This is a genomic window from Propionivibrio limicola, assembly GCF_009469695.1.
In the GTDB taxonomy this organism is placed as follows: domain Bacteria; phylum Pseudomonadota; class Gammaproteobacteria; order Burkholderiales; family Rhodocyclaceae; genus Propionivibrio; species Propionivibrio limicola.
This window is the reverse complement of record NZ_SSSR01000002.1, coordinates 15,731-39,799: the sequence shown is the minus strand read 5'-3', so window position 1 is coordinate 39,799 and position 24,069 is coordinate 15,731. Positions and strand designations below refer to the sequence as shown.

Genomic DNA, 24,069 nt, shown 5'->3' with positions numbered 1-24,069 from the left:
AGGAAACGACCATGTGGTACTTCGCCTGGATTCTCGGCCTCGGCTTCGCCATCTGGCTCTCTGTCTTTAGCGCCCTGCGGCAGGAGGTGTACGAAAGCCGGCAGGACAATAACGGCGGGCAAAACTGAAACAGCCACGCCGCATCTGACCCAAGCGAAGGGGGCAAGGCCGCATGGCCTTGCCCCCTTCTTTTTCGCTCCTTCTTTTTCGCTTGGGAGCGTAATCCGTGGCCGCTTACGAAACCCTACGCGGCCAGTTTCTTCAACGTCTCGAGCACTGCGGCGCCGTTGAACGGCTTGACGATCCAGCCCTTGATCCCCGCCGCCTTGCCGCGCTCCTTCATGCTCGGGCTGCTTTCGGTCGTCAGCATGATCACATTGACGGTCTTGTTACCCAGTTCGCCACGGATCTTCTCGACCATCGTCAGTCCGTCCATGTTCGGCATATTGACGTCGCTCAACACGAGGCGGATGCCCGCATCGCCCTTCAGCTTGGCCAGCCCGTCCCGGCCATCGACCGCCGTCGCCACGTCAAGGCCATTGCCCTTGAGGAATCCGGCGACGTCGTCACGCACGGTGCTCGAATCATCGACTACCAGAATTTTTGCCATGTCACATCTCCCTTATTGAAAACAGATTAGAAAAGTTCCAGTTCGCCGGATGCCACCAGCTCGCTCGAATCGTGGGCAATCTCCCGAAAGTCCTCCGGCGACCAGCTGAGATTGAAAACGAAGCGCTGGTAGAGTTTGATTTCCGCTCCGCTGCGCTCGTCGGTCAGCGTGTAGCGGAAACACAGCTGCGGGTTCTCGCTACCGAACGAGATGTACTTCTGCCGGTGATTGACGATGATCGGCACCTGGATGGGGTGGCAGCATGTCGCTCCAACATCGCCGATGTAGCGATTCTTGAATGCGCCCCAGATCAGGTTGGTGATCTCGCCGAGCAGACTGTTGACCTCGCGGAAGTCCGCGTCGGGAACATGCCGATCGGCATTCAGCGCCTCAAGGACCGCCGCCTCCTCGGTCTGCAGCATCATGTAGCCGCGGCACCAGCTGCTTTCGAGCGGAATCAGGCTGAACACCTCGCCGAAGATGATACGGTCACGGACGATGTACGGCGTATGCCAGCGCGGCGTCAGCGTCTTGAACTGGGCGGCGAGGACGTTCTGCGTGATTTCGGAAATGCCGCGCACCAGGGCGTTCGGATAGACGACACTGAAAATGTATTCGTCGATGGCCCGTTGCAGCGGCGAAGTATCCTGCAGCGTGTAGGCTGCGCAGCACACGCGCCGGAGCATTTCCGGAACGTCGTCGAGCGTCGGCACCGACGTGCGGCGCAGGATGATCGGCAATTCGGGCCGCACCGTATTGATCTGCAGGGCGATCTCCGCGCTCGCCATGGCCGAGCCGCCATAGTCCTCGGCGAGCAGGATCGCGCCGAGGTCGATATTCGACCGCAGGACGGCCATCAGCCGGTTCTTGCGCACCTTGAGGCCAACCAGATGATGCGCGTCGCACAATTGTTTGATGGCGCCCTGGCACTCGGGATGGTCATCGAGCACCAGCACCTTGCTAACGGGTTGTTCTGTCATGGTTTCCCTTGCCATGTTTGATTGATTTCCGAGCCGCACTCAGAAAAGTTCCAGTTCCCCGGTCGCCTCGACGGGCGCCACCGGATCAATGCGGAAATCGAGGTCGCCGTAGGCACACAGGCAGAGCGTCGCGTGCAACGTCACACCGTCGTTGATCTGCAGGCGGTGCTGCGACAGATAGGCCGGCTTGAGTTCGCGCACGAACGGCAGGCAGTGGCGATCGAGCACGTACGGCGTCGACATGCCGGTATGCGGAAAATGCCGCCCCAGTTCGCGGTTCATCGCGCCGCAGCACATGTTGCCGAGCTCGGCGAAGACATCGAGAAAGGCACGTCCGGCCGTCGCCGCCTCGCCGCGCAGGAAATAGTCCTCGCCGGCCTGATCGTCCTCGACGTGGAAAATCGTTAGCAACCGGAACAGGTAGGACGCAATAGTCAGCACGACGATCTTCGACGCCGGCGGTTCGATGAACTGCTCGCCCGGCAGGCGGGCGATCTCGATCGTATCGCCCGGTCCCAGGCACAACGCACTGCGCGCCGCATTCGTAAAGACGAGGTCGACCGCCCGCCGGGCCTGTTCGCTGACCGCGCCCGCGGAATTCGTGAAGTTCGCGCACCGTTTTTCAGCGGCGGGGATCACGCGAGACGTGACCCCCATCACCAGCGCTCCGCGGCAAGCCGCTCTTGCAACTGCCCGATCATGGCGTCGATGCCGCTGATCGCGGAAATGATCATCTTGCCGTCGGCCTGGATCTCCTGGAAGGTCGCCGTCGTCGTCAGATCGTTCTTGTGCAGGCTGCGGCCGTAATCCTTCGACAGGCTTTCCGAGCGCACGGCCAGCCGCTGCACTTCATCGGCAACGACGCCGAAGCCACGCCCCGTTTCCCCGGCCCGCGCGGCCTCGATCGCGGCATTGAGCGACAGGATGACGACCTGTTTGACGATCGACGAGAACTCGCCGTTCTGCCGATGCATTTCGCGGTTTTGCACCATCAGCGAGTTCATCTCTTCATGCCAGTGCTCGAAGGTCTGTGCCAACTGCCGGAGCTGCACCACTTCGCCGCCGATCTTCTCCACCTGCGCGCACAGCTCCGACTGCAACGAAGCCTCCGCCCGATGCAAACTTTCCTCGCCGGCCGCGGCCTCGGCCGCCGCTTGCGCTTCCTGCCGCAAGGCATCGGCCGCCCGGGCGAAGCTATCGCGCTCGTCGCGCAGCGCCGCCAGTTCCTGCGTCAGTTCGGCGACGCGATCGGCAAGCCGTTTCGCCTCGTCGGCCAACTGCTGCTTCTCGGCGTGTACCGAATGCAACGCATCGGCATGCACCGCCGACAACTGCGAGCATTTCCGCCGGGCCGTCGCCCCGGCGCGGAAATGCCCGACAGACCACGCGACGGCAGAGAAAACGCCGCCGCCCAACAACAATTCAAGACTCATCGTAATCGCCAACTCCGCTTTGTTCGTCGCATCAGGCCGGTTTCGGCTCGGTCGCCCGCTGGCCGTTCAACGACAGCATCGCGCCCATGAGCCCGTACTGACCGGCCCGCCAACCGGGCGACACACTCCCGGCGGGAGCCGCCTGCGCCGGAACCGCTTCGCCGGCGACGGCGTCCTCCGGCAGACGGACGGCGAATTTTTCCGGCAACGAAATCACTGTTTCAAACGGTCGGAACTCCCTTCCAACCTCGCCACCGGTAAAGCGCAGCGCGATTTCGCCGCCTTCTCGGGTAATGAAGTCGCGCACCGCATCCATGCCGACGCCGCGCCCGGAAACTTCGGTCACCGCGGAAGCCGTCGAGAAGCCGGAGGCAAAGACGAGATTGGCCACCGCCTCATCGGACGAAGCGGCACAGCCCTCGATCAACCCGTTCTCCATCGCCTTGCGCCGGATATGGCCAAGCGCCAGCCCGCGGCCGTCGTCACGCAGGCGCAGCATCAATCGCCCGTCGGCCAGCGCAAGATCGAGCTCGATCCGGCCGGCCGCCGGCTTGCCCTTGGCGAGCCGCTCACTGGCGTGTTCGATGCCGTGGTCGAGCGAATTGCGATAAAGGTGCATGAAGACGTTGCGCAGCAGGTCGGACACTTGATTCCTGATGCGCAGACCGTTTTCATTGAGCACCAGCTGCGGCGCTTCCTTGCCCAGCTCGGCGGCCAGCGACGGCAGCGAAGTGAATACGCCGGCCAGCACGTCGTGCATCGATTCGGTGCCGATCAGGCGCAACTCGCGCCGCACGTCCTGCACCAGCGTGGCCAGTTGTTCAGGAGAAGCCGCCTGCACATCGACGGCGTCGAGGCCGGCGCCGATCTCTTCGATCTGCGCGCGCGGCACCATCAGGTATTTTTCCGCGCTGCCGCGCCGCCCCGGCCCCTTGCGGCCCAGCTTGACGTCGTTGAGCGAGGCGTATTGCTCGATGTGTTCCATCACGTCCTGCAATTGATCGAGCAGCACGTCCTTGTCGAACGCCATGTCCTCGTTCTTGCGCAGTTCGTCGTACGCCTGTTCGGCCTCATGCACCACGTTCGTCAAGTGCAGCAGGCCGTAGGTCCGCGCATTGCCCTTGATCGTGTGCATGTTGCGGAAGAGACGCGTCACCAGCTCGGGATGCGAATCGTCGGCCTCGCGCAGCAGCGCCTCGTTCTCGGTGACGAAGCGGCGCGCGCTATCGACGAATTCGTTGAACTTCTCCTGCTGCACGCCGAGAATCTGGCCGATCATCTCCAGCTCGCGCTTCTGCTGCTCGGCTTCTGCTTCCAGCCGGCGCAGTTCGGTCACGTCGCGCACGCAGACCATGATCTTCTCGACGATGTCGTTCTCGTCGCAGATCGGCGACCAGGCCAGTTCGAGAATCTTGCGGCGCCCATCCGGCATGGTCTTGCAAAATTCGCGGGCCAAGAGATGCGCGTTGAAGTCGTAATTCATGCGGTCCTCGCCGAGGCAGGAATCGACCGTCACGTCCATCTGCGCCAGTTCGTCGGCGCCGAGGCTGCCGTTGCCGAACACGAACGCCATCGCCGACTGCCCCTCGACCTCCTTCGTCTCGAAAATCGTTTCTAGGAACGACGAATACTCGGCATGAATCCAGCCGCCCTCGACGATGGTCAGGATGCCCTGCGGCATGTTCTGCAGCATGGTGTTGATGTCATTGGTCTTCTCCCGCAGCTGGGCGGTGCGCTCGGCAAGGTTCTGTGCCATCCGGTTGAATTGCTTGCCAACGGTGCCGAGTTCGTCGCGGGTGGTGACGTCGACGCGCGCGTCGAGATCGCCGGAGGCCATCGTCGTCACCGCGTCGGACAGGCCATTGACCGCCCGCATGATCGAGATGTACGCCGCCACGAAACTCGCGACGACAAGCGCCAGTACGGCAGCCATCGCCAGCAACACGGCGTTGCGTTGCAGTTGCAGCGCCGCCAGCCGATCGGCCAGCAGGCTGTCAGCCGACTTTTCGATCAGCGCACCGGCCGCCTGCGTCTGCCGGAACGCCGCCTCGGTCAGCGCCAGGAACGTGCCGGGCGCCATGTCGTAGTCCTGCGTGTCGAGAATCTTCGTGGTCAGCGCCTCCTGCACCGGCGCATAGGCGGTATTCAGGCGGCTGCCCGCCTCATCGAGATTCGCCGCCAGCGCCGGGCGCTCCTGCCCGACCTTTTGCAGCGCCTCCATGCTCCATGACACCAGCGAATCGAAGTTGCCGCGCCGCATCGTCAATTCGCTGCGCCGGCTGCCGCGCAAGCTCTTCTTGACCAGCGTCACGCCGCCAAGCACGGCTGTCTGCCCGGTCGTCTTCACCAGCGAGGCATAATGCCCGGTCATCGCCGCCAGCAGGCGGCTGGTCGACGCATCGCCGTCGATCAGCAGGCCGTTCTGCTCGTTGATTCGTTCCAGATCCTGCCGCAAAGCCACCAACGTTTCGCTCACCTGGACCGGATCAGCCGTCTCGATGACGCCCGCCAGCACGTTCCAGTGACCGAAGCCGGCCGGCGTTTCCTTGCTGACCGGCGCCACCGTCAACCCATGCTTTTCAAACACGAACTGCAGGTTCCGGAGCGCCTTCCGGGTATCGTCCTGCCACGACTTGACGACGCCCCCCAGTTCGGCCGCGCCCTCCAGTTCAGCCTCTTTCGCGGCCTGCAGCTGGTAGAGGCCGGCCAGCACCGCGTGCGCCGGCAGCTGCGCGGCCAGCGCCGCGCGCTCCCGCTCCAGCACCGAGACGCGGGCATTGAGCTCATAAACCAGAATGCCGGCAGCAACCAGCAGGGGCACGCCAAACACCAGCGCGGTAATTCGCAATTTACTGCGGAACGACAAGCGCCCCACAACCTTCACAATGGGTTCGAGAATACGCATCACGACCGGCTTTCAGAGGTGGAAAACCGGCGCATGTTAGACGGTTGCGATTACACGAAAATTACAGCCGGGTAACGCAACGGAAAACGCCTATTCAGCGGGCGCGCCAAACGATGCGCCCGCTGTGTGGCCTCAACGCCGCCTGAGCGGCCAGCGTACGGCAAGGCTGAGGCCGGACACCCCGATGATCGCCATGCCGAGCGTCGACACGGCGTCCGGCAGATGGTCGAACACGAGCCAGCCGAGCAGCGACACCCAGACGAGCTGCACGTACATCATCGGCGACAGCGTCGTCGCCGGCGTATCGCGATAGGCGCGGATCAGAAAGAAGTGGCCGACGCCGCCGTAAATCCCGAGCGAGACGATGAGCAGCGCCTGGAACGGCGTCGGCATCACGGTCGCCCAGAACGGCGGCACGACGATCGACAGCGCGATCGAGCCGATCAGGGCGGTGTAAAAGAGCTGACGCATCGCCGGCTCCGTGCTCGCCAGCTTGCGCGTCAGAATCTGGTACAGCGAGTAGCACGACGCGGCCGCGAGCGCGTAGGCGATCCCGGCGCCAGCCATCACCCCGCCCGGCCGCGCAATCAGGAGAACACCGGCGAAACCGCACACGGTCGCCAGCCAGCTTTTCAGGCGCAGTTTCTCGCCGAGGATCGGCCCGGCCAGCAGGGCGACGATCAGCGGCGTGACAAAGAAGATCGCCGTCGTCTCGGCGAGCGGCAGCGAACGAAAAGCGAATTGAATGAGCAAACTGGAACCTGAAAGCATCAGGCCGCGCAGGATCATCAGCCCGGGTCGTTTGGTGACGATGATCTCCCGCCCCATGCGCGGCGCCACGGCCACCAGCATGATGACGAGGTGCACGACGAAACGCGCCCAGACGAGGAACTGGGCGCTGAAGAAAGCCATCAGATACTTGGCGCTGGTATCGACGGAAGCGAAGAGAAACAGCGCGCTGAGAAAAAGTGCGACGCCCCGAATATTCCTGCCCTGTTCACTTCCGCTCACCCGGCTCCCCTGCTCCGCTTTTCCAGCTTTTAGCGCATGATGTCCTGAATCGCATCGACAACCATCGACGTGCCGACGGCGATCAGCAGGATATCGCCGGCTACCTGCACGTAGCGATGTCCCGCCGGAGGCGGCGGCATGCGTACGAGGAGATCGTGCGGCAGGTCGTAGTAGCGGACGTCATGCGGCAGGGGGCGTCCCATCGACCACTTCTTGGCCTGCCCCGGCGGCAGGCAACCGTTGTTCTTTTTGGCCAATCCGGGCGGACACTGGCCGCGACGTGCCTGGGCGCCGTAATAGTCATAGACGGCACGGCGATCCGGCTCGCCAAAGCGGATTTCGACCGAAGCGCGACCCGACCCCGAATATCCGTCCTGGGGCGCCTTCGCCTTACCGCCTTTATCGTTCCCCCCCCTATCGTTGCCGCCTTTCTCCTTGTGGCTCTTTCCCTTGTCCTGACCTTTCCCGCCCCGGTCGTCCAGGCCGTATTGTTCGTAACGGTCCTCGTTCGACGGCCCATATTCCTTGCTGCCGCCATGTTTGCCGCCTTTTTCAGCCAGCACGCTGACGGGCGCCGCCAGCAAAGCTGCCGCCAGCGCGGCGATGGTGGTTACGCGAAGTTTCATGACGCTCTCCCCGGATAAATAACGGTGCCGCCTGGCGCGGCCGACCTTCGTCATTCTAAACGAGCCAGCCGGTACCGGCGGAGACACGTCGCCATGCAACCAAGGCAGAATCGCCTACGTGGCGTTCTCGTCTGCCGGCGCGCGCCCGAGCAGCCAGGACAGCATGGGCGGCGTGATCAGCGTGGTCAGGATGACCATGATGACGATCACCGAAAACATCGATTCGCTCATCACGCCCAGCTGCTTGCCGACCATGGCGAAAATGAGTCCCACCTCGCCGCGCGGCACCATCCCCCAGCCAACCAGCCACCGCCCTGCCTTGCCGGCACACATCCCCGCCACCAGCTTGCCGACGACGGCGGCGCCGGTCACGCCGAGCGCCACCGTCACGACGTGCAGGTCGGCCAGCGTCCGCAGATCGACCTGCATGCCGGTCAGCACGAAAAACACCGGCACGAACAGGTAACCGATCGGCTCGATCATGTGTTCGTGCTGATGGCCGGTATGTCGGATCAGAATCGGCATCAGCCGGTCGATCAGCGAGCGGCTTTCCGGATCGCGGATCAGCGGCTCGATGTCCTGCACGATTTGCGGCGTCTTGAAATCCTTGAGGAAAACCGGCTCGAACAGCAGACCGGCGGCAAACGCGCCGATGATCGGCGCCAGTCCGATCGCATGCGCCAGCCAGGCGAGCCCGAGGCCGGTCGCCAGCACTTGCGCGAACAGCATCGAATGGCCGGCATCGACGCGCGCCAGCCAGCGCGCCGAATGCGGCGTGATCTTGCGCCCCAGCCAGAGGCTGCCGCCGAGGAACAGCACCGCCTCGCCGATGATCTGAGCCACTTCGCCGACGCTGACCGAGCCGGCCTGCACCAGGCTCGTCACCACGGCAAGAATGACGAGGCCGAGCACGTCGTCGATCACCGCCGCGCCGAGCACGATCCGCGCAGCCGGCATGTTGAGCTTGCCCAGATCGCGGAACACGCGGCCGGTGATGCCGACCGACGTCGCCGCCAGCGTGGCGCCAAGGAAGAGATAGGCATTCTGGTCGAGCCCCGGCAGCAGCCACGGCCCGACCACGAAACCGCCGAGCACGAACGGCACAACGATGCCGACCGTGCCGACCGAGAACGCCCGCCCGCCGACGCGGACCAGATCGGCAAAGCGCGTTTCCAGACCGATCTGCAAGAGCAGCACGATGACACCGAGTTCGGCGATGAAAGCGATGATCGGGTCCTTGGCAATCGTGTCGAACAGACCGACGCCGAACAGCGACAGATTGCCGAGCAGCACGCCCAGCAACAATTCGCCAAGTACGGCCGGAAAGCCGAAGCGCTGGGCGAACGGCGCGAAAATGCGTGCGCTCATCAGGATCAGCGCCAGCCAGAGCAGGTTTTCCCCGACGGCACCGCTGCCGGCGGCAAAAGCGGAAACAGGAAGACAAAGCAACCCCAAGGCGAGCCCGGCGCGCTGCCCCCCGCCGTTGGTCAACGCCGCATCGCCGGACAAGGGCGACCGACAGAAAGAATATGTGCGCATAGCCGTACCTAACGTTTGATCGATCCCGAATACGAGCCGGGGAAAACCGCAGAAAAATCGGCCGCATGAAGATAGCGCCAGCCTTTTTCATTTGCGGCGCCACGGCCCGACCCCATCCCCATTATTAGTCCATGATGCGCAAAACGCATCACGAATGATTTTTCGGCGCTGATTCTACATAAACTTTTATCGAACCCGTAGAAGAAAACAATCGTTTTTTACGAACAAACAGGGAACAAATTCCGATCATCGGCCGAGGACCGTTTCCGATGCAGAAACTTGCCGACGAACTTACCTGCTATTCGCCGGTCACATCCGCCATGTGCAAAATTCCGGAAACATCATTTCATGGCCAGCGTCCTCGTCATCGATGAATCGCAGCAGCGGGCCGTGCAGATCTGCGGCGGTCTGATTCAGGCCGGGCATCAGGTCGCCGCCGTGCTGCCGTCGTCGCTCGAACTCGTTTCCCGCATCGAGGAAATCAAGCCGGACATCATCCTGATCGAAACCGAATCGCCGTCGCGCGACACGCTCGAACATCTGGCCGTGATGAACCGCGACATGCCGCGCCCGGTCGTCATGTTCTCGCACGACAGCGACCAAGCGACGATCCGCTCGGCGATCCGCTCCGGCGTCGCCGCCTACGTCGTCGATGGTTTCGACATCGACCGCCTGCGCGCCGTCGTCGATGTCGCCATCGCCCGCTTCGACGAGCACCAGGCTCTGAAACGCGAGCTGGCCGAGAGCAACCGCAAGCTCTCCGAACGCAAGATCGTCGAGAAAGCCAAGGGCATCCTGATGAAAACGCGCGGCATGGACGAAGAGGCGGCTTACGGCGCGCTGCGCAAGCTGGCCATGGAACGCTCGCAACCGCTCGTCAAGGTGGCCGGCAATCTCATCGATATGGCCGAGCTGTTGCTCTGAACGTGCTCTGAGACGGTGCCAACCCGCCTCCTGTCGCACACTCACAGTGCAGAAAAGCCCGCCCCTGCAGCTCGCAAGGCTTAACAAACACTTTCTATAACAAGCTGTTTTAAAAGAGCTTTTGGCAACCAAAGAAAAATTGGCACACTAACTGCTCATTAACGGACAAGTGTTGAGCCAACGGCGGTTCAGCCCATCAGACAACGGCGTCAGATTCCTCCCCTTTTGCGGCAGGAATCAACGCCGTTTTTTATTGCCTTTTGGAGATCGAAATGACACATGAACCGACGATCCTGCCTGCCAGCAACGACTCAACCGAAACCTCGACGGAATCCTCGCGGCGCGATTTTCTGCGCCGCAGTCTGCAACTTGCCACCGGAGCCGCGCTCATGAGTTCACTTGCCCCTGGAATCCAGTCTGCCGCCTGGGCCGCTGGCTCCGACAAGCCGGAAAAGGAGGAAGTCCGCATCGGCTTCATTCCGCTGACCGACTGCGCCTCGGTGGTGATGGCCTCGGTGATGGGCTTCGACAAGAAATACGGCATCAAGATCACGGCGACCAAGGAAGCCTCGTGGGCCGGCATCCGCGACAAGCTGGTCAATGGCGAACTCGACGCCGCGCATGTGCTGTACGGCCTGATCTACGGCGTGCAGCTCGGCATCGGCGGCCCGAAGAAGGACATGGCCGCGCTGATGACACTGAACCACAACGGTCAGGGCATCACCCTCTCCAACCAGTTGAAGGACAAGGGCGTCACCGACGGGCAAAAGCTGGCCGCGCTGATCGCCAGGAAGGAAAAGGACTACACCTTCGCCCAGACCTTCCCGACCGGCACGCACGCCATGTGGCTGTACTACTGGCTGGCGACCTACGGCATCAACCCGATCAAGGACGTCAAGACCATCGTCGTGCCGCCGCCGCAGATGGTCGCCAACATGCGCATCGGCAACATGGACGGCTACTGCGTCGGCGAGCCGTGGAACCAGCGCGCCATCATCGACAAGATCGGCTTCTCGGCCGCCACCTCGCAGGACGTCTGGGCCGACCACCCGGAGAAGGTGCTCGGCACCACCGCCGATTTCGTCAAGAAGTACCCGAACACCGCCCGCGCCATGATCATGGCCGTGCTCGAAGCCTCGATGTGGATCGACGCCTCGCCGGCCAATCGCAGCAAGACGGCCGAGACGATCGCCGCCAAGGCCTACGTCAATACCGACGTCGACGTCATCCGCAGCCGCATGATCGGCCAGTACGAGAATGGCCTCGGCAAGAGCTGGTCGGAAAAGAATCACATGAAGTTCTACAACGACGGCGCGGTGAATTTCCCCTACCTCTCGGACGGCATGTGGTTCATGACGCAGCACAAGCGCTGGGGCCTGCTCAAGGATCACCCGGACTACCTCGCCGTGGCGAAGAAGGTGAACCAGACCGCGCTGTACAAGGAAGCCGCCGCGCAGGTGAAGGCGCCGATCCCGAAGAGCGAACTGCGCGAATCGAAGCTGGTCGACGGCACCGTCTGGAACGGCAAGGACCCGAAAGCCTACGCCGACGGCTTCAAGGTCAAGGGATAGCAGAACGTCATGAAAACAAACAACGACATTGCTTCACCACCAAGACACCAAGAACACAAAGTTTCACCAAGAGAAACAAGGGTTTTACTTGGTGCGACCTTGGTGCACTTTGTGCCTTGGTGGTTCGCTTTTTCGCTGCCTGACTAACAAAACACGGCTGCCCCAAAACACTGAGCAATCAACGAACCCACAAAGGAACCTGCGATGACCACCCTCTCCGCTACCGCACTTCCAGCCGGCCCGTACGCTGGCGCCCTTGGCGCCAATGCGACGCACACCAAGGAGCACGCCATGGAAACCAGAAAGGAGCCGGCCAAGGCCTCGGCCCCGAGCGACACCACGCAACAGGCCGCCGCCATGCGCGCTTTCTTCGCCAAGGTGCTGCCGCCGATCCTTGGGCTGGCGCTGCTGATCGGCCTCTGGCACCTCGCCACCGCCAAGGGCGGCAGCATTCCGACTCCGGCACAGACCTGGGAGGCGGCCGCCAAGCTGTTCGCCGACCCGTTCTACCGCAACGGTCCGAACGACCAGGGCATCGGCTGGAACATCCTGTCGTCGTTGCAGCGCGTCGCCATCGGCTTTGGCTTCGCGGCGCTGGTCGGCATCCCGGCCGGCTTCCTGCTCGGCCGCTTCGCCCTGCTCTCGAGCATCGTCAATCCGATCATCAGCCTGCTGCGCCCGGTTTCACCGCTCGCCTGGCTGCCAATCGGCCTCTTGGTCTTCAAGCGCGCCGACCCGGCGGCGACCTGGACGATCTTCATCTGCTCGATCTGGCCGATGATCATGAACACGGCGCAAGGCGTGCAGCGCGTACCGCAGGACTACCTCAACGTGGCGCGCGTGCTCAACCTCTCGGAATGGAAGATCGTCACCAAGATCCTCTTCCCGAGCGTGCTGCCCTACATGCTGACCGGCATCCGCCTCTCCATCGGCACCGCCTGGCTTGTCATCGTCGCTGCGGAAATGCTCACCGGCGGCGTCGGCATCGGCTTCTGGGTATGGGACGAATGGAACAACCTCAAGGTCGAACACATCATCATCGCCATCTTCATCATCGGCATCGTCGGCCTGATCCTCGAACAACTGCTCGTTTTTCTCGCCAAGCAACTGCGCACGGAGGCATGATCATCATGGAAAAATTCGTCAGCATCGAAAACGTCGGCATGACGTTCGACACCAAGAAGGGCAAGTTCGTCGCCCTGCGCGACGTCAATCTCGGCATCCGCCAAGGCGAGTTCGTCTCGCTGATCGGGCACTCGGGCTGCGGCAAATCGACGCTGCTCAACCTGATCGCCGGCCTGACCCTACCAACGACCGGCGCGATGATCTGCGCCGGCCGCGAAATCCCCGGCCCCGGGCCGGAACGCGCCGTCGTCTTCCAGAACCACTCGCTGCTGCCCTGGCTGACCTGCTTCGAGAACGTCTATCTGGCCGTCGAGCGCGTCTTTTCGGAGACCGAAACCAGGGTCCAGCTCAAGGCGCGCACGCAGAGCGTGCTCGAACTCGTCGGCCTCGCTCACGCCATGCACAAGTACCCCGGCGAAATCTCCGGCGGCATGAAGCAGCGCGTCGGCATCGCCCGCGCCCTGGCCATGGAGCCGAAAGTGCTGCTCATGGACGAGCCGTTTGGCGCCCTCGACGCGCTGACCCGCGCCCGCCTGCAGGACGAACTGATGGCGATCTGCGAGAAGACGCAGGCGACGACGGTGATGGTCACCCACGACGTCGACGAAGCCGTGCTGCTGTCCGACCGCATCGTGATGATGACCAACGGCCCGGCGGCGACGATCGGCGAAGTCCTCGAAGTCAAGCTGCCACGCCCGCGCGACCGCCTGAGCCTCACGCAAAACGCCGATTACATGGCCTACCGCTCGGCGGTGATCGAGTTCCTCTACACGAAGCAAAGCCATCCGCTGGCGGCGTAAGGCAGAACGTGAATTGAACAACCCGTCATTCCGGCGAAGGCCGGAATCCAGGATTTCGGAGCACGAGCTGGATCCCGGCTTTCGCCGGGATGACGGAGACACTGGCCAAAGAGGTACGCAACATGACCAAGCAAAAACTCGTGATGGTCGGCAACGGCATGGCCGGGTGCCGGACGCTGGAGGAGTTGCTCAAGCTGGCGCCGGAGACATATGAGATCACCGTCTTCGGTGCCGAGCCGCATCCGAACTACAACCGCATCCTGCTCTCGCCGGTGCTGGCCGGCGAAATGACGATTCCCGAAATCGTGCTCAACGACCACGACTGGTACCGCCAGCACGGCATCACGTTGCACACGGGGAAGACGGTCGTAGCCATCGACCGGACGGCGCGGCAGGTCATCGCCGATGACGGCTCGGTCGCCGACTACGACCGCCTGCTGCTTGCCGTCGGCTCTTCCGCCTATGTGCTGCCGGTGCCGGGCAACAACCTGCCGGGCGTCATTGCCTACCGCGACATCGCCGACACCGAGGCGATGATCGAGGCGGCGCGGACGCACAGCCACGCGGTGGTCATCGGCGCCGGCCTGCTCGGGCTCGAAGCGGCCAACGGCCTCGCCCTGCGCGGCATGGACGTGACCGTCGTGCATCGCGGCAAATGGATCATGGAACGCCAGCTCGACCGCGCCGCCGGCGAGATGTTGCAGCAATCGCTGGAGCAGCGCGGCCTGCGCTTCCGGCTCAACGCCCAAACGGCGGCGCTGACCGCCGATGACAGCGGCCGCGTCGGCGCCGTGCATTTCGGCGACGGCAGCTCGATCCCCGCCGATCTCGTCGTGATGACGGCCGGCATCCGCCCGAATAGCGCGCTGGCCGAGGCGGCCGGCCTCGCCTGCGAACGCGGCATCGTTGTCGACGACACGCTGCGAACCAGCGATCCGGCGATCTACGCCGTCGGCGAATGCGCCGCCCACCGCGGCATCGCCTACGGTCTGGTGGCGCCGCTGTTCGAGCAGGCGAAAGTCTGCGCCCGCCACCTGGCCGACCCGGAGGCCAATGAGGCGGCGCGCTATGGCGGTTCGGTCACCTCCACCAAACTCAAGGTCACCGGCATCAAGGTGTTTTCGGCCGGCAACTTCATGGGCGGTGGCGACACTGAGGAAATCCTGCTCGCCGACCCGGATGCCGGCATCTACAAGAAACTGGTCGTGGAGAACGACACGCTGGTCGGCGCCGTGCTCTACGGCGACACCGACGACGGCGCCTGGTATTTCCAGCTGCTCAAGGACAGGCAGCGCCTCGATAACCTGCGCCCGCACCTGATGTTCGGCCCGCCGCCGGCAACCGCCTGAGCGCTACGCATCGCAGACGAGACCGATCATGAACGCCCCGCTCACGCCAGAACGATTCACGGAAACGCGCAGCACCTGCTGCTACTGCGGCACCGGTTGCGGTGTCATTATCCAATCGGCTGGCGAGCGCATCGTCGGCGTCGCCGGCGACCCGACGCATCCGGCCAACTTCGGACGCCTGTGCACCAAGGGCAACACGCTACACCTCGCCGCCGTACGTACCGGCCGCGCCACCGCGCCGATGCTGCGCGAAACACGCGGTCAGCCGCGCCGCGCAGTCGGCTGGGAGCAGGCACTCGATACCGCCGCCGAGCGCTTCGCCGCCATCATCGACGAACACGGCCCGGACGCCGTCGGCTTCTACGTTTCCGGCCAGTTGCTGACCGAGGACTACTACGTTTTCAACAAACTGGCGCGCGCGCTGATCGGCACCAACAACATCGACTCGAATTCACGCCTGTGCATGTCCTCGGCGGTGGCCGCCTACAAAGCGACGCTCGGTTCCGACGCCGTGCCGTGCAGCTATGAGGATTTCGACCACGCCGACCTGATGCTGATCACCGGCGCCAACCCGGCTTTCGCGCATCCGATCTTGTTCCGCCGCATTGAGGCGGCGCGCGCCGCCAATCCCGAGCTCAAGCTGATCGTCGTCGACCCGCGCCGCACCGACACCGCCGCCGAGGCCGACCTGCATCTGGCCATCACGCCGGGCAGCGACGTGCTGCTCTATTCGGCAATGCTCAACGTGATGCTCGCCGAAGGACTGGTCGATCACGCTTTCATCACCGTCCACACCACCGGCTTCCATGCGCTGCGCCGGCAGATCGCCGACAGCACGCCACAGGCCGTCGCAGTGGCCTGCGGCGTCAGCTCGGAGGACATCATCACCGCCGCCCGCTGGTTCGGCCAGGCCAAGGCACCACTCTCGTTCTGGTGCCAGGGCCTCAACCAGTCGATTCACGGCACGGCCAACGGCGCCGCGCTGATCCACTTGCACCTGGCCACCGGCACCATCGGCAAGCCGGGTATGGGGCCGTTCTCGCTAACCGGCCAGCCGAACGCGATGGGCGGCCGCGAAGCCGGCGCGATGGCCAATCTGTTGCCCGGCCACCGCAACCTCGCTAACGCCAACGACCGCGCCGAACTCGCCTGCCTGTGGGGCATTCCCGCCCTGCCCGTGCAGCCGGGAGCGACGGCGGTCGAGCTGTTCGATGCCGTGCATGAAGGCCGCATCAAGGCGATCTGGATTGCCTGCACCAACCCGGTCCAATCGATGCCCGACCTCGACCGCGTGCGCGAGGCGCTGGCCAAGGCCGAATTCGTCGTCGTCCAGGACGCCTGGGCCGACACCGAGACGGCGGCGCTCGCCGACCTGCTGTTGCCCGCCGCCACGTGGGGCGAAAAGGAAGGCACGGTAACCAACTCCGAGCGGCGCATCAGCCGCGTGCGCGCCGCCGTCCCGCCGCCCGGCGAGGCACGTCAGGACTGGCGCATCGCCCGCGATTTCGCGCTGGCGCTGGGCGGAAAAATTGGCGCCAAGGCCGAGGCCGAAGCCCTGTTCGCCTTCGCCACATCGGCTGACGTCTACGCCGAACACGTCGTTACGACCGTTGGCCGCGACCTCGACATCGGCGGCCTGTCGCACACCGCGCTCGACCGGCTCGGCCCGCAGCAATGGCCGTTCCAGGCGAACGCCAGCGCCGGCACGCCGCGCCTCTACGCCGACCACCGCTTCGCGCACGCCGACGGCAAGGCCCGCTTTATCGCTCTCGAAACAACACTGACCGCCGAAGCCCCCGACGCCGATTACCCGTTCCGCCTCGTCACCGGCCGCCTGCGCGACCAGTGGCACGGCATGAGCCGCACCGGCCGCATCCCGCGCCTGTATGCGCACGAGCCGGAGCCGAACGTCCGCCTGCATCCGTCCGACATGGAAAAACACGGATGGACGGTAGATACCCTGCTGCGCCTGAGCAGCGCCCGCAACAGCATCGTTCTACCCGTCGCCGCCAGCGAGGATGTGCGTCCGGGCCAGGCTTTCGTCGCCATGCACTGGGGGCGGCGCAGCCTGTCGCACGATGGCGTCAATGCACTGACCGTGTCGGCCTTCGATCCGATTTCCAAGCAGCCCGAGCTCAAGCACGCCGCCGTGCGCATCGAAGCCGCCGATTTGCCCTGGCGGCTAACGGCGCTGCGCTCGGCCGGCGACGGCGGCGATGCGGCCGAAATCGCGCTGGCCTGGCGCGCCAAACTTGAGCCACTGCTCGGCGAGTTCGCCTTCGCCGCGCTGACCCTTGATGGCCGCGAGCGCCCGCTCGTCGCCCTACGCATCGCCAGCCGGGAACCGTTCGCGGCCGACCGCGTCGAGGCCATCGCCAGCGCGGTCGATCTACCAGAAGCGGGCAACCTCGGTTACCACGACCGCGCCCGTCACGTCACGAAACGGGCGCGCATCGACGACAGCCGCCTGACCGGCGTCCTGCTCGCCGGTGAGGACATCGCCGCGCCGTGGCTGCGCGCCGCGCTACGCGACGGCATCGCCATCGACGTGCTGCGCCGCTGGATATTCGCCCCGCGCGCAACGCCGCCCGTGGCTACTGCCGCTCCGCGCCGTGTCGTCTGCAACTGCTTCGACGTCAGCGCCGACGCCATCGCGACCGAAATCCGCGCCGGCCAGACGCTGCCGCAGATTCAAGAAAAGCTGAAATGCGGCACCTCGTGTGGCTCCTGCCTGACGGAAGTCCGACGCATGCTGTCCGCATCGCAAAAACATTGATACCGATCAGAACATTTTCGAGTGCCACAACAACCCTCATTACACAAAGGATCGCCATGAATAAAACTCGCCTCGTCATCATCGGCAACGGCATGGTCGGCCACCGCTTTATCGAGACCTTGGTCGACAAGGGTGCCATCGCCCAGTACGACATCACTGTTTTCGGTGAAGAACCACGCGTCGCCTACGACCGCGTGCATCTGTCGTCGTTTTTCTCGCACCATACGGCCGAGGAGCTGTCGCTCGTCAAGGATGGCTATTACGAGCAACACGGCATCAGGGTCCTGCTCGGCGAACGCGCCATCCTGATCGACAGCGAAAACAAATCGGTCTCGTCGGTCAACATCGACGCCTTGCCGTACGACAAACTGATCCTCGCCACGGGTGCTGTGCCGTTCATTCCGAACATCAAGGGCGCGCAGACAGAACAGAACCCGCATTGCTTCGTCTATCGCACCATCGAAGACCTGCACGCCATCGAAAACTGCGCCCACCACAGCAAGCGCGGCGTCGTCATCGGCGGCGGCCTGCTCGGACTGGAAGCGGCCGGCGCACTCAAGGCGCTCGGCGTCGAAACGCACGTCGTCGAGTTCGCGCCGGTGCTGATGGCCGAGCAGCTCGACCCGGCCGGCGGCGACCAGTTGCGCCGCAAGATCGAGGCGCTCGGCGTGCATGTGCATACCAGCAAGAACACACTCGAAATCCTGCCGCACGGCACGGAGGCCAAAAATACGCTGGTGTTTGCCGACGGCGGCACGCTCGAAACCGATTTCATCGTCTTCTCGGCCGGCATCCGCCCGCAGGACGCGCTGGCCCGCCAGTCGGGCCTGACCATCGCTCCGCGCGGCGGCATCGTCATCGACGATCATTGCCAGACCTCGCAGCCGGACATCTACGCAATCGGCGAATGCGCGTCGTGGAACGGCCGTTTCTTCGGTCTCGTCGCGCCCGGCTACAAAATGGCGCAGGTCGCCGCCGACCACCTGCTCGGCAATGAAAACGCCTTCACCGGCGCCGACATGAGCGCCAAGTTGAAGCTGCTCGGCGTCGACGTCGGCAGCATCGGCGATCCTCGCGGCACGACGCCGGGCAGCCGCAGCTACGTTTATCTCGACGGCGCCGAAGGCATCTACAAGCGCATCAACGTTTCGGAAGACGGCAAGCACCTGCTCGGCGCCGTGCTCGTCGGCGATACCGAGGACTACGGCCAGCTCCTGCAACTGGCAAGCAACCGTATCGAACTGCCGGAGCATCCGGACAGCCTGATCCTGCCCGGTCATGCCGGCTCGGCCAAGCACGCCATCGGCGTCGAGGCGCTGCCCGACACCGCGCAGATCTGCTCGTGCTACGACGTCACCAAGGGCCGCCTGATCGAAGCCGTCGCCGACGGCCACACGACGCTCGGCGCGCTGAAAACCGAAACCTGCGCCGGCACCGGCTGCGGCGGCTGCCTGCCGCTGGTCACGCAGGTACTGAACAGCGAACTGAAAAAACACGGCATCGAGGTCAAGAACCACCTTTGCGAACACTTCCCCTATTCGCGGCAAGAAATCTATCACCTGATTCGCACCGGCAACTTCCGCAGCTTCGACGCCTTGCTCGCCAAGCACGGCAGCGGCTACGGCTGCGAAGTCTGCAAGCCAGCCGTCGGTTCGATCCTCGCCTCGTGCTGGAACGAATACGTACTGAAACCCGAGAACGCGCCCCTGCAGGACACCAACGACATCTTCCTCGGCAACATGCAGAAGGACGGCACCTACTCGGTGATCCCGCGCATGGCCGGCGGCGAAGTGACGCCAGACGGCCTGCTCGCCGTCGCCCAGGTCGCCAAGGAGTACGGTCTGTACACCAAGATCACCGGCGCCCAGCGCATCGGCCTGTTCGGCGCGCACAAGGACGACCTGCCGGAAATCTGGGCCAAACTGATCGCCGCCGGCTTCGAGACCGGACAGGCCTACGCCAAGGCGCTGCGCATGGTCAAAACCTGCGTCGGCAGCACTTGGTGCCGCTACGGCGTGCAGGACAGCACCGGCCTCGGCGTCTTCCTGGAGAACCGCTACAAGGGGCTGCGCTCGCCGCACAAGATGAAGTTCGGCGTTTCCGGCTGCACGCGCGAATGCGCCGAAGCGCAGGGCAAGGACGTCGGCATCATCGCCACCGACAAGGGCTGGAACCTCTACGTCGGCGGCAACGGCGGCATGAAGCCGCGCCATGCCGACCTGCTCGCCGCCGACCTCGATCGGGAAACGCTGATCCGCACCATCGACCGCTTCCTGCTCTTCTACATCCGCACCGCCGACAAGCTGCAGCGCACGGCGGGCTGGATCGACAACATGGAAGGCGGCGTTGATTACCTGCGCCGCGTCCTGCTCGAAGACAGCCTCGGCATCGGCGCCCAGCTCGACAGCGAACTCGCCGACCACCTCGCCACCTTCCAGTGCGAATGGACGCGCACGCTGCAGGAGCCTTCGCAGTTCCCGCGCTTCCATCACTTCATCAACAACGAAGAGAAGGATCCGCTGGTGCAGTTCGTCCCCGAACGCGACCAGGTGCGTCCGGCCCGCCCGGCCGAACGCCGGGTCATCGAAATCAAGCCTCTACCGAACGACGCCGCGCAGTGGACCGACGTCTGCGCGCTCGCCGACATCGTGCCGGGCACCGGCCTGTGCGCGCAGGTCAACGGCGAAGCGGTGGCCCTTTTCCGCCCGCGCGCCGACGAGCAGATTTACGCCCTCGACAACGTCGATCCGTTCGGCCAGGCCAGCGTGCTCTCGCGCGGCCTGATCGCCGAGCACGACGGCGAGCTGTGGGTCGCCAGCCCGCTCAAGAAACAGCGCTTCCGCCTGCGCGACGGGCTGTGCGCCGACAACGAGGCGAAATCGCTCCGCACCTACGCCGCGCAGGTCGACAACGGCCGGGTGCTCGTCGCCAGCGGCGCTTGACCAGCATCACCGCACGGCCGTCATCACGGCGGCCGTGCCCGCCATACGGACCCTGGCGACGATGGTGCAACAGACTGTGCTATACATACGCCTGTCTGTCGTCTTCACTCAATAATCCAACAAACAGTCAGGGTCATGGAAAAAACAGAAAATTCCGTCGTCTTCGGCACCGAAGACCTGCTCGTCAGCCTGTGCAACTCCGTCACCAAGGTGCTGACCGTCGCCACCCACAGCCAGATTCACTACTCGGCGATGGTGCAGCGGATCACCAAAACGTGCCTGAAACCCGACATCGGCTGCTTCGTCCTCTTCGACGGCGGTTTCTCCGGCCTCGTCATCCTCAACTTCTCGGCGCAAGCGGCGATGGAGCTGTACGAAAGCTACATGCTGAACATGGGCATGGCGAAAAGCGATCTGGCCAGCGCCTTCACCTCCGACGAAGTGAGCAACGTCATGGGCGAGCTGATGAACCAGATCGTCGGCGACTTCACCGGCAAGATCGGGCGCGAGTTGCAGACCCACATCACGCAGAACCAGCCGAAGATGCTGGCGCTCAACAAGCAGGTGATGCTGAGCGTCGACACCCACCTCGACCAGCCCGAGGCGCGCCGCGTAACCTTCTATACCGGCCGCAACAACGTGTTCTATCTCGAACTGGCGATCGACCGCACCGAGTTCATCAAGGTCCGCGACTTCGAACCGCTCGAGGCACCGGACCCGGACGAGCTGATTGCCCAGGCGAACGGTGCGACCACCGCAGCAGCCACGGCGCCCGTCAACGACAGCCAAAGCGAGCACGACGAGTTGCTCAAATCGCTCGGCATGTAAGCCCGACCAGACGGAAAACAGCCGTAAGGCGGCGCGCCCGCCTTACGCTGAAGGGCTGTAAAAGCGCACCACATTGCGCCCGGCGTCTTTCGCCTCATACATCGCGGCGTCGGCCCATTTGAGGATGTCGTCCGGCGTCGCGTCGTGGTTGATGAAGACGAAGACCCCGATACTCACCGTGCAGTGATGCTCGATGACAAACCGCTCCCCCTCCCCGCGCTGGACGAACAGCCGGTAGGGTTCCGACAGCGAAGCGCGGATTTTCTCGGCAACCGCGTGCGCCTTTTCTACGGAAACGTCGCGATCGGTATCCAGATCGTTCAGGATCACGACGAACTCGTCGCCGCCGAAGCGGGCGACAGTATCCATCTCGCGCACGCATTTTTTCAGCCGGACGGCGACGTCGAGCAGCAGAAGATCGCCGACGGCGTGCCCGTGCGTATCGTTCAACGGCTTGAAATTGTCGAGATCGAGGAACATCAGGGCGCCATAAAAACCAGTGCGCTTGCTCGTCAGCATGGTCTGCAACAAGCGGTCGTTGAGCAGGTGCCGGTTCGGCAACTGGGTCAGCGGATCGAAAAAGGCCATCTCACGGATCTGCTCTTCCATCTGCTTGCGCTCGGTGATATCGCGGGAAATCCCGTACATACCGAACAGGCGGCCTTCCGCGTCGCAGAGCGGCCCCTTCGTAGCAAGGAAAATGCGCTCGCCATCGACGGTGTCGAGCTTTTCCTCGTAGGTATTGATGCGATTCTCGGCAATCACGCGCCGATCGTTGGCGCGGATCAACTCGGCCTGCTGCGCCGGGAAGAGCGCACGGTCGTCGTGCCCCAGGGCCTCCTCCGGCGTTTTCCCCGTCACCCGTGCCGTTTCGCGATTGAAGAGGATGTAGCGCCCTTCCAGATCCTTGGCGAATACGGCATCGCTTGAGCTATCGACAATCGCCGCCAGCAACTGATGCGTACGCTGCTTCTCGGTCAGCGCCGCCTGCTCACGCGCCGAATGCGCCAGCGCCTGCTCGATCAATCGCCGCACCAGCACATACAACATGAGCGAAGTGACGCCGACAAAAAACCAGCCTTTCAAGAGGCTGAGCAGCGTGATCGTATCCGGCTCCCTGAACAGCCAGCCGACCGCCTTGTCGGACAGCAGAATCCATAGCGCGGCGAAAACGGCATAGATCGCCACCAGGCGCACAGCGCCTCTCTTCGCCTGCCTTTCGGCTGGCCGAGGAGGCACCGCCCCGCCAGACGGGGGGCCCAACGATGATGGCTGCACTTCCTGCCGCTCAGGCGGCGGCGAAGGTTTTTCTTCCGTGAGCAACGCCATTCTCCCTTTTTGCCGACAATTTCTCTTTTTTAGAACCAGCGCTCCTGTCTCCGCTCGTCTGACGCCGGTCTGGCCTGAAAATTCCCGACGACGCCAAAATCAACGTTCCCCGTTTCAACGGTCCCAGTCGTCCGCCACGGCTGCATTTCCAGCATAGCCGGGCGCTTACAGGAAAAACAACCGCAACCCGCCGCGCACCGCAGCGCGCACCGGCAAAAACGCCACACCTTCGCCGCCACCGGCAAGCACATCAGCATACCCACCCCAGCCAGATTGAATTTTTTGAGAAAAATCAAAAATTTACTTGCACAACGCGGCAATCGCGTGCATAGTGCGCGCCAGCGATTTTCAAGTCCGTGGTGCTGTTTTCCGGTTCAGTTTTTTCCGGTCCGCTGCACCTTCTTGATCCTCGCTTTACCTAAGGGCACGCCCCTTTATTATTTTTTTGGAAATACAAGATATGGCAACAGGTACTGTTAAGTGGTTTAACGATTCCAAGGGTTTTGGCTTCATTGCTCAGGATCAAGGCGGCGAGGATCTCTTCGCGCATTTCTCGGCGATTCAGTCGAAAGGCTTCAAGACCTTGAAAGAAGGTCAGCGCGTCACCTTTGACGTCACCACGGGCCCGAAGGGTCAACAGGCATCGAACATCGTCCCGGTCGAATAAGCGACCTGCGACGTATCAGGGCAGACCTTCGTCTGTCCCTCTCCAAGAACCCGGCTTCTGCCGGGTTTTGTTTTTTCGGCGACAAAAAAACGGCCCCCGCGCCGGCATTCAATCAGGCGCCAGCGGCCACTCCTTGAGCATCCGGTAGACCGATCCGTGCTCGGTCAATTGCGATTCGACGAGCGCGAAGCGGGCGCAAGACCAGAGAATCGGCTTGATCACCGGCAACGACCCGGCCACCCGGGCTTCGGGCACTTTGCGCACGAGCGTCACATGCGGCACGAAACGCCGCTTGGCGTCATCGAAAGCGATGCCGGCCTCGGTCAGCGCCTGCCGCAAATCATCGACCAATGACTGTAGCTCCGGCGGCATGGTCGTGCAGCCCGCCCAGAGCAAGCGGTTGTGGCGCCAGTAGCCGAGCTGGTCGATGCGCAGTTCGAACGGCGCCGACCGAACCCTCTCCCCCGCCGCCAGCACCAGCGGAAGTTGCGCCTCGGCCACCTCGCCGAGGAAGACCAGCGTCAGATGGATCGTCTCGACGCGCGTCGCTCGGCCGCCCAACAGCCGCGCGCCACTCGTGGCGCCAGCCGCCAGCCGCCGGCGCGCGTCGGCCGGTGGCCACAGGGCGAAGAAGAGACGCATGAAGGCTCCTCC

At 63.6% G+C, this 24,069-nt stretch carries 19 protein-coding genes and 1 pseudogene; 10 read left to right on the top strand and 10 right to left on the bottom strand.

What is annotated here, in order from left to right; all coding sequences use genetic code 11:
* Positions 1-11: 11 nt before the first annotated feature.
* Positions 12-128, top strand: coding sequence for a cytochrome bd-I oxidase subunit CydX (gene cydX, locus GH659_RS02195; protein ID WP_153109116.1), 117 nt, complete (start codon positions 12-14; stop codon positions 126-128).
* A 116-nt stretch (positions 129-244) separates the two neighbouring features.
* Here cydX and GH659_RS02190 read toward each other — a convergent pair whose 3' ends face one another.
* The 8 genes from GH659_RS02190 to GH659_RS02155 form a co-directional block, all read right to left on the bottom strand.
* A complete protein-coding gene (locus GH659_RS02190; RefSeq protein ID WP_153109115.1) occupies positions 245-610 on the bottom strand; it encodes a response regulator in 366 nt (121 codons plus the stop codon).
* 26 nt (positions 611-636) lie between these two features.
* On the bottom strand, positions 637-1,590 hold the full coding sequence (locus GH659_RS02185; protein ID WP_153109114.1) for a chemotaxis protein CheX: 954 nt from the start codon (positions 1,588-1,590) through the stop codon (positions 637-639).
* 39 nt (positions 1,591-1,629) lie between these two features.
* Positions 1,630-2,247 carry a hypothetical protein gene (locus GH659_RS02180; RefSeq protein WP_153109113.1) on the bottom strand — a complete coding sequence of 206 codons (618 nt, stop codon included), beginning with the start codon at positions 2,245-2,247 and terminating at the stop codon, positions 1,630-1,632.
* Positions 2,247-3,023 carry a methyl-accepting chemotaxis protein gene (locus tag GH659_RS02175; protein ID WP_153109112.1) on the bottom strand — a complete coding sequence of 259 codons (777 nt, stop codon included), beginning with the start codon at positions 3,021-3,023 and terminating at the stop codon, positions 2,247-2,249. The genes GH659_RS02180 and GH659_RS02175 overlap by 1 nt, the downstream gene beginning before the upstream one ends.
* A gap of 31 nt (positions 3,024-3,054) precedes the next feature.
* Complete coding sequence (locus GH659_RS02170) at positions 3,055-5,928, bottom strand: HAMP domain-containing protein (protein ID WP_153109111.1); 2,874 nt, start codon at positions 5,926-5,928, stop codon at positions 3,055-3,057.
* A 132-nt stretch (positions 5,929-6,060) separates the two neighbouring features.
* Positions 6,061-6,939 (bottom strand): DMT family transporter, encoded by an 879-nt coding sequence (locus tag GH659_RS02165; RefSeq protein WP_246167648.1) that lies wholly within the window; start codon positions 6,937-6,939, stop codon positions 6,061-6,063.
* A gap of 29 nt (positions 6,940-6,968) precedes the next feature.
* The gene (locus tag GH659_RS14990; RefSeq protein ID WP_153109110.1) at positions 6,969-7,565 is read right to left on the bottom strand and encodes an RcnB family protein; all 597 of its coding nucleotides are present in this window, start codon (positions 7,563-7,565) and stop codon (positions 6,969-6,971) included.
* Between the two features lie 114 nt (positions 7,566-7,679).
* Positions 7,680-9,104 carry a cation:proton antiporter gene (locus tag GH659_RS02155; RefSeq protein ID WP_153109109.1) on the bottom strand — a complete coding sequence of 475 codons (1,425 nt, stop codon included), beginning with the start codon at positions 9,102-9,104 and terminating at the stop codon, positions 7,680-7,682.
* A gap of 348 nt (positions 9,105-9,452) precedes the next feature.
* On the opposite strand from GH659_RS02155, the gene GH659_RS02150 reads away from it, so the two are divergent.
* The 8 genes and pseudogenes from GH659_RS02150 (at position 9,453) to GH659_RS02115 (ending at position 21,419) form a co-directional block, all read left to right on the top strand.
* Positions 9,453-10,028: an ANTAR domain-containing response regulator gene (locus GH659_RS02150; protein ID WP_153109108.1), complete on the top strand. Its 576-nt coding sequence runs from the start codon at positions 9,453-9,455 to the stop codon at positions 10,026-10,028.
* A gap of 272 nt (positions 10,029-10,300) precedes the next feature.
* The gene (locus GH659_RS02145; protein WP_153109107.1) at positions 10,301-11,599 is read left to right on the top strand and encodes a CmpA/NrtA family ABC transporter substrate-binding protein; all 1,299 of its coding nucleotides are present in this window, start codon (positions 10,301-10,303) and stop codon (positions 11,597-11,599) included.
* A 204-nt stretch (positions 11,600-11,803) separates the two neighbouring features.
* Complete coding sequence (ntrB, locus tag GH659_RS02140; RefSeq protein ID WP_153109105.1) at positions 11,804-12,724, top strand: nitrate ABC transporter permease; 921 nt, start codon at positions 11,804-11,806, stop codon at positions 12,722-12,724.
* A gap of 5 nt (positions 12,725-12,729) precedes the next feature.
* Entirely contained in the window at positions 12,730-13,524 is a 795-nt protein-coding gene (locus GH659_RS02135; protein WP_153109104.1) for an ABC transporter ATP-binding protein, read from the top strand.
* A 122-nt stretch (positions 13,525-13,646) separates the two neighbouring features.
* Positions 13,647-14,852, top strand: a pseudogene (locus GH659_RS02130) (NAD(P)/FAD-dependent oxidoreductase); the annotation flags it as partial.
* A gap of 49 nt (positions 14,853-14,901) precedes the next feature.
* Positions 14,902-17,649: a nitrate reductase gene (locus GH659_RS02125; protein ID WP_153109101.1), complete on the top strand. Its 2,748-nt coding sequence runs from the start codon at positions 14,902-14,904 to the stop codon at positions 17,647-17,649.
* A 56-nt stretch (positions 17,650-17,705) separates the two neighbouring features.
* Complete coding sequence (gene nirB, locus GH659_RS02120; protein ID WP_153109099.1) at positions 17,706-20,591, top strand: nitrite reductase large subunit NirB; 2,886 nt, start codon at positions 17,706-17,708, stop codon at positions 20,589-20,591.
* A 135-nt stretch (positions 20,592-20,726) separates the two neighbouring features.
* Complete coding sequence (locus tag GH659_RS02115; protein ID WP_153109097.1) at positions 20,727-21,419, top strand: DUF3334 family protein; 693 nt, start codon at positions 20,727-20,729, stop codon at positions 21,417-21,419.
* 42 nt (positions 21,420-21,461) lie between these two features.
* Here the strand turns inward: GH659_RS02115 and GH659_RS02110 are convergent, their stop codons facing one another.
* Positions 21,462-22,607, bottom strand: a complete 1,146-nt coding sequence (locus tag GH659_RS02110) for a GGDEF domain-containing protein (RefSeq protein WP_170285799.1) — start codon at positions 22,605-22,607, stop codon at positions 21,462-21,464.
* Between the two features lie 601 nt (positions 22,608-23,208).
* Between GH659_RS02110 and GH659_RS02105 the strand changes: the two genes are divergently transcribed.
* Positions 23,209-23,415, top strand: a complete 207-nt coding sequence (locus GH659_RS02105) for a cold-shock protein (protein ID WP_153109094.1) — start codon at positions 23,209-23,211, stop codon at positions 23,413-23,415.
* 108 nt (positions 23,416-23,523) lie between these two features.
* On the opposite strand, the gene thpR is transcribed toward GH659_RS02105, so the two are convergent.
* Positions 23,524-24,057: an RNA 2',3'-cyclic phosphodiesterase gene (gene thpR, locus GH659_RS02100; protein ID WP_153109092.1), complete on the bottom strand. Its 534-nt coding sequence runs from the start codon at positions 24,055-24,057 to the stop codon at positions 23,524-23,526.
* Positions 24,058-24,069 lie beyond the last annotated feature (12 nt).

What these genes read in the sequence shown, in the direction of transcription:
- nirB (WP_153109099.1), top strand. Translation starts at nt 17,706, where the DNA reads ATGAATAAAACTCGCCTCGTCATCATCGGCAACGGCATGGTCGGCCAC.
- GH659_RS02115 (WP_153109097.1), top strand. Translation starts at nt 20,727, where the DNA reads ATGGAAAAAACAGAAAATTCCGTCGTCTTCGGCACCGAAGACCTGCTC.
- GH659_RS02185 (WP_153109114.1), bottom strand. Translation starts at nt 1,590, where the DNA reads ATGACAGAACAACCCGTTAGCAAGGTGCTGGTGCTCGATGACCATCCC.
- GH659_RS14990 (WP_153109110.1), bottom strand. Translation starts at nt 7,565, where the DNA reads ATGAAACTTCGCGTAACCACCATCGCCGCGCTGGCGGCAGCTTTGCTG.
- GH659_RS02145 (WP_153109107.1), top strand. Translation starts at nt 10,301, where the DNA reads ATGACACATGAACCGACGATCCTGCCTGCCAGCAACGACTCAACCGAA.
- GH659_RS02175 (WP_153109112.1), bottom strand. Translation starts at nt 3,023, where the DNA reads ATGAGTCTTGAATTGTTGTTGGGCGGCGGCGTTTTCTCTGCCGTCGCG.
- GH659_RS02135 (WP_153109104.1), top strand. Translation starts at nt 12,730, where the DNA reads ATGGAAAAATTCGTCAGCATCGAAAACGTCGGCATGACGTTCGACACC.
- GH659_RS02190 (WP_153109115.1), bottom strand. Translation starts at nt 610, where the DNA reads ATGGCAAAAATTCTGGTAGTCGATGATTCGAGCACCGTGCGTGACGAC.
- thpR (WP_153109092.1), bottom strand. Translation starts at nt 24,057, where the DNA reads ATGCGTCTCTTCTTCGCCCTGTGGCCACCGGCCGACGCGCGCCGGCGG.
- GH659_RS02105 (WP_153109094.1), top strand. Translation starts at nt 23,209, where the DNA reads ATGGCAACAGGTACTGTTAAGTGGTTTAACGATTCCAAGGGTTTTGGC.
- GH659_RS02180 (WP_153109113.1), bottom strand. Translation starts at nt 2,247, where the DNA reads ATGGGGGTCACGTCTCGCGTGATCCCCGCCGCTGAAAAACGGTGCGCG.
- cydX (WP_153109116.1), top strand. Translation starts at nt 12, where the DNA reads ATGTGGTACTTCGCCTGGATTCTCGGCCTCGGCTTCGCCATCTGGCTC.
- ntrB (WP_153109105.1), top strand. Translation starts at nt 11,804, where the DNA reads ATGACCACCCTCTCCGCTACCGCACTTCCAGCCGGCCCGTACGCTGGC.
- GH659_RS02170 (WP_153109111.1), bottom strand. Translation starts at nt 5,928, where the DNA reads ATGCGTATTCTCGAACCCATTGTGAAGGTTGTGGGGCGCTTGTCGTTC.
- GH659_RS02155 (WP_153109109.1), bottom strand. Translation starts at nt 9,104, where the DNA reads ATGCGCACATATTCTTTCTGTCGGTCGCCCTTGTCCGGCGATGCGGCG.
- GH659_RS02150 (WP_153109108.1), top strand. Translation starts at nt 9,453, where the DNA reads ATGGCCAGCGTCCTCGTCATCGATGAATCGCAGCAGCGGGCCGTGCAG.
- GH659_RS02125 (WP_153109101.1), top strand. Translation starts at nt 14,902, where the DNA reads ATGAACGCCCCGCTCACGCCAGAACGATTCACGGAAACGCGCAGCACC.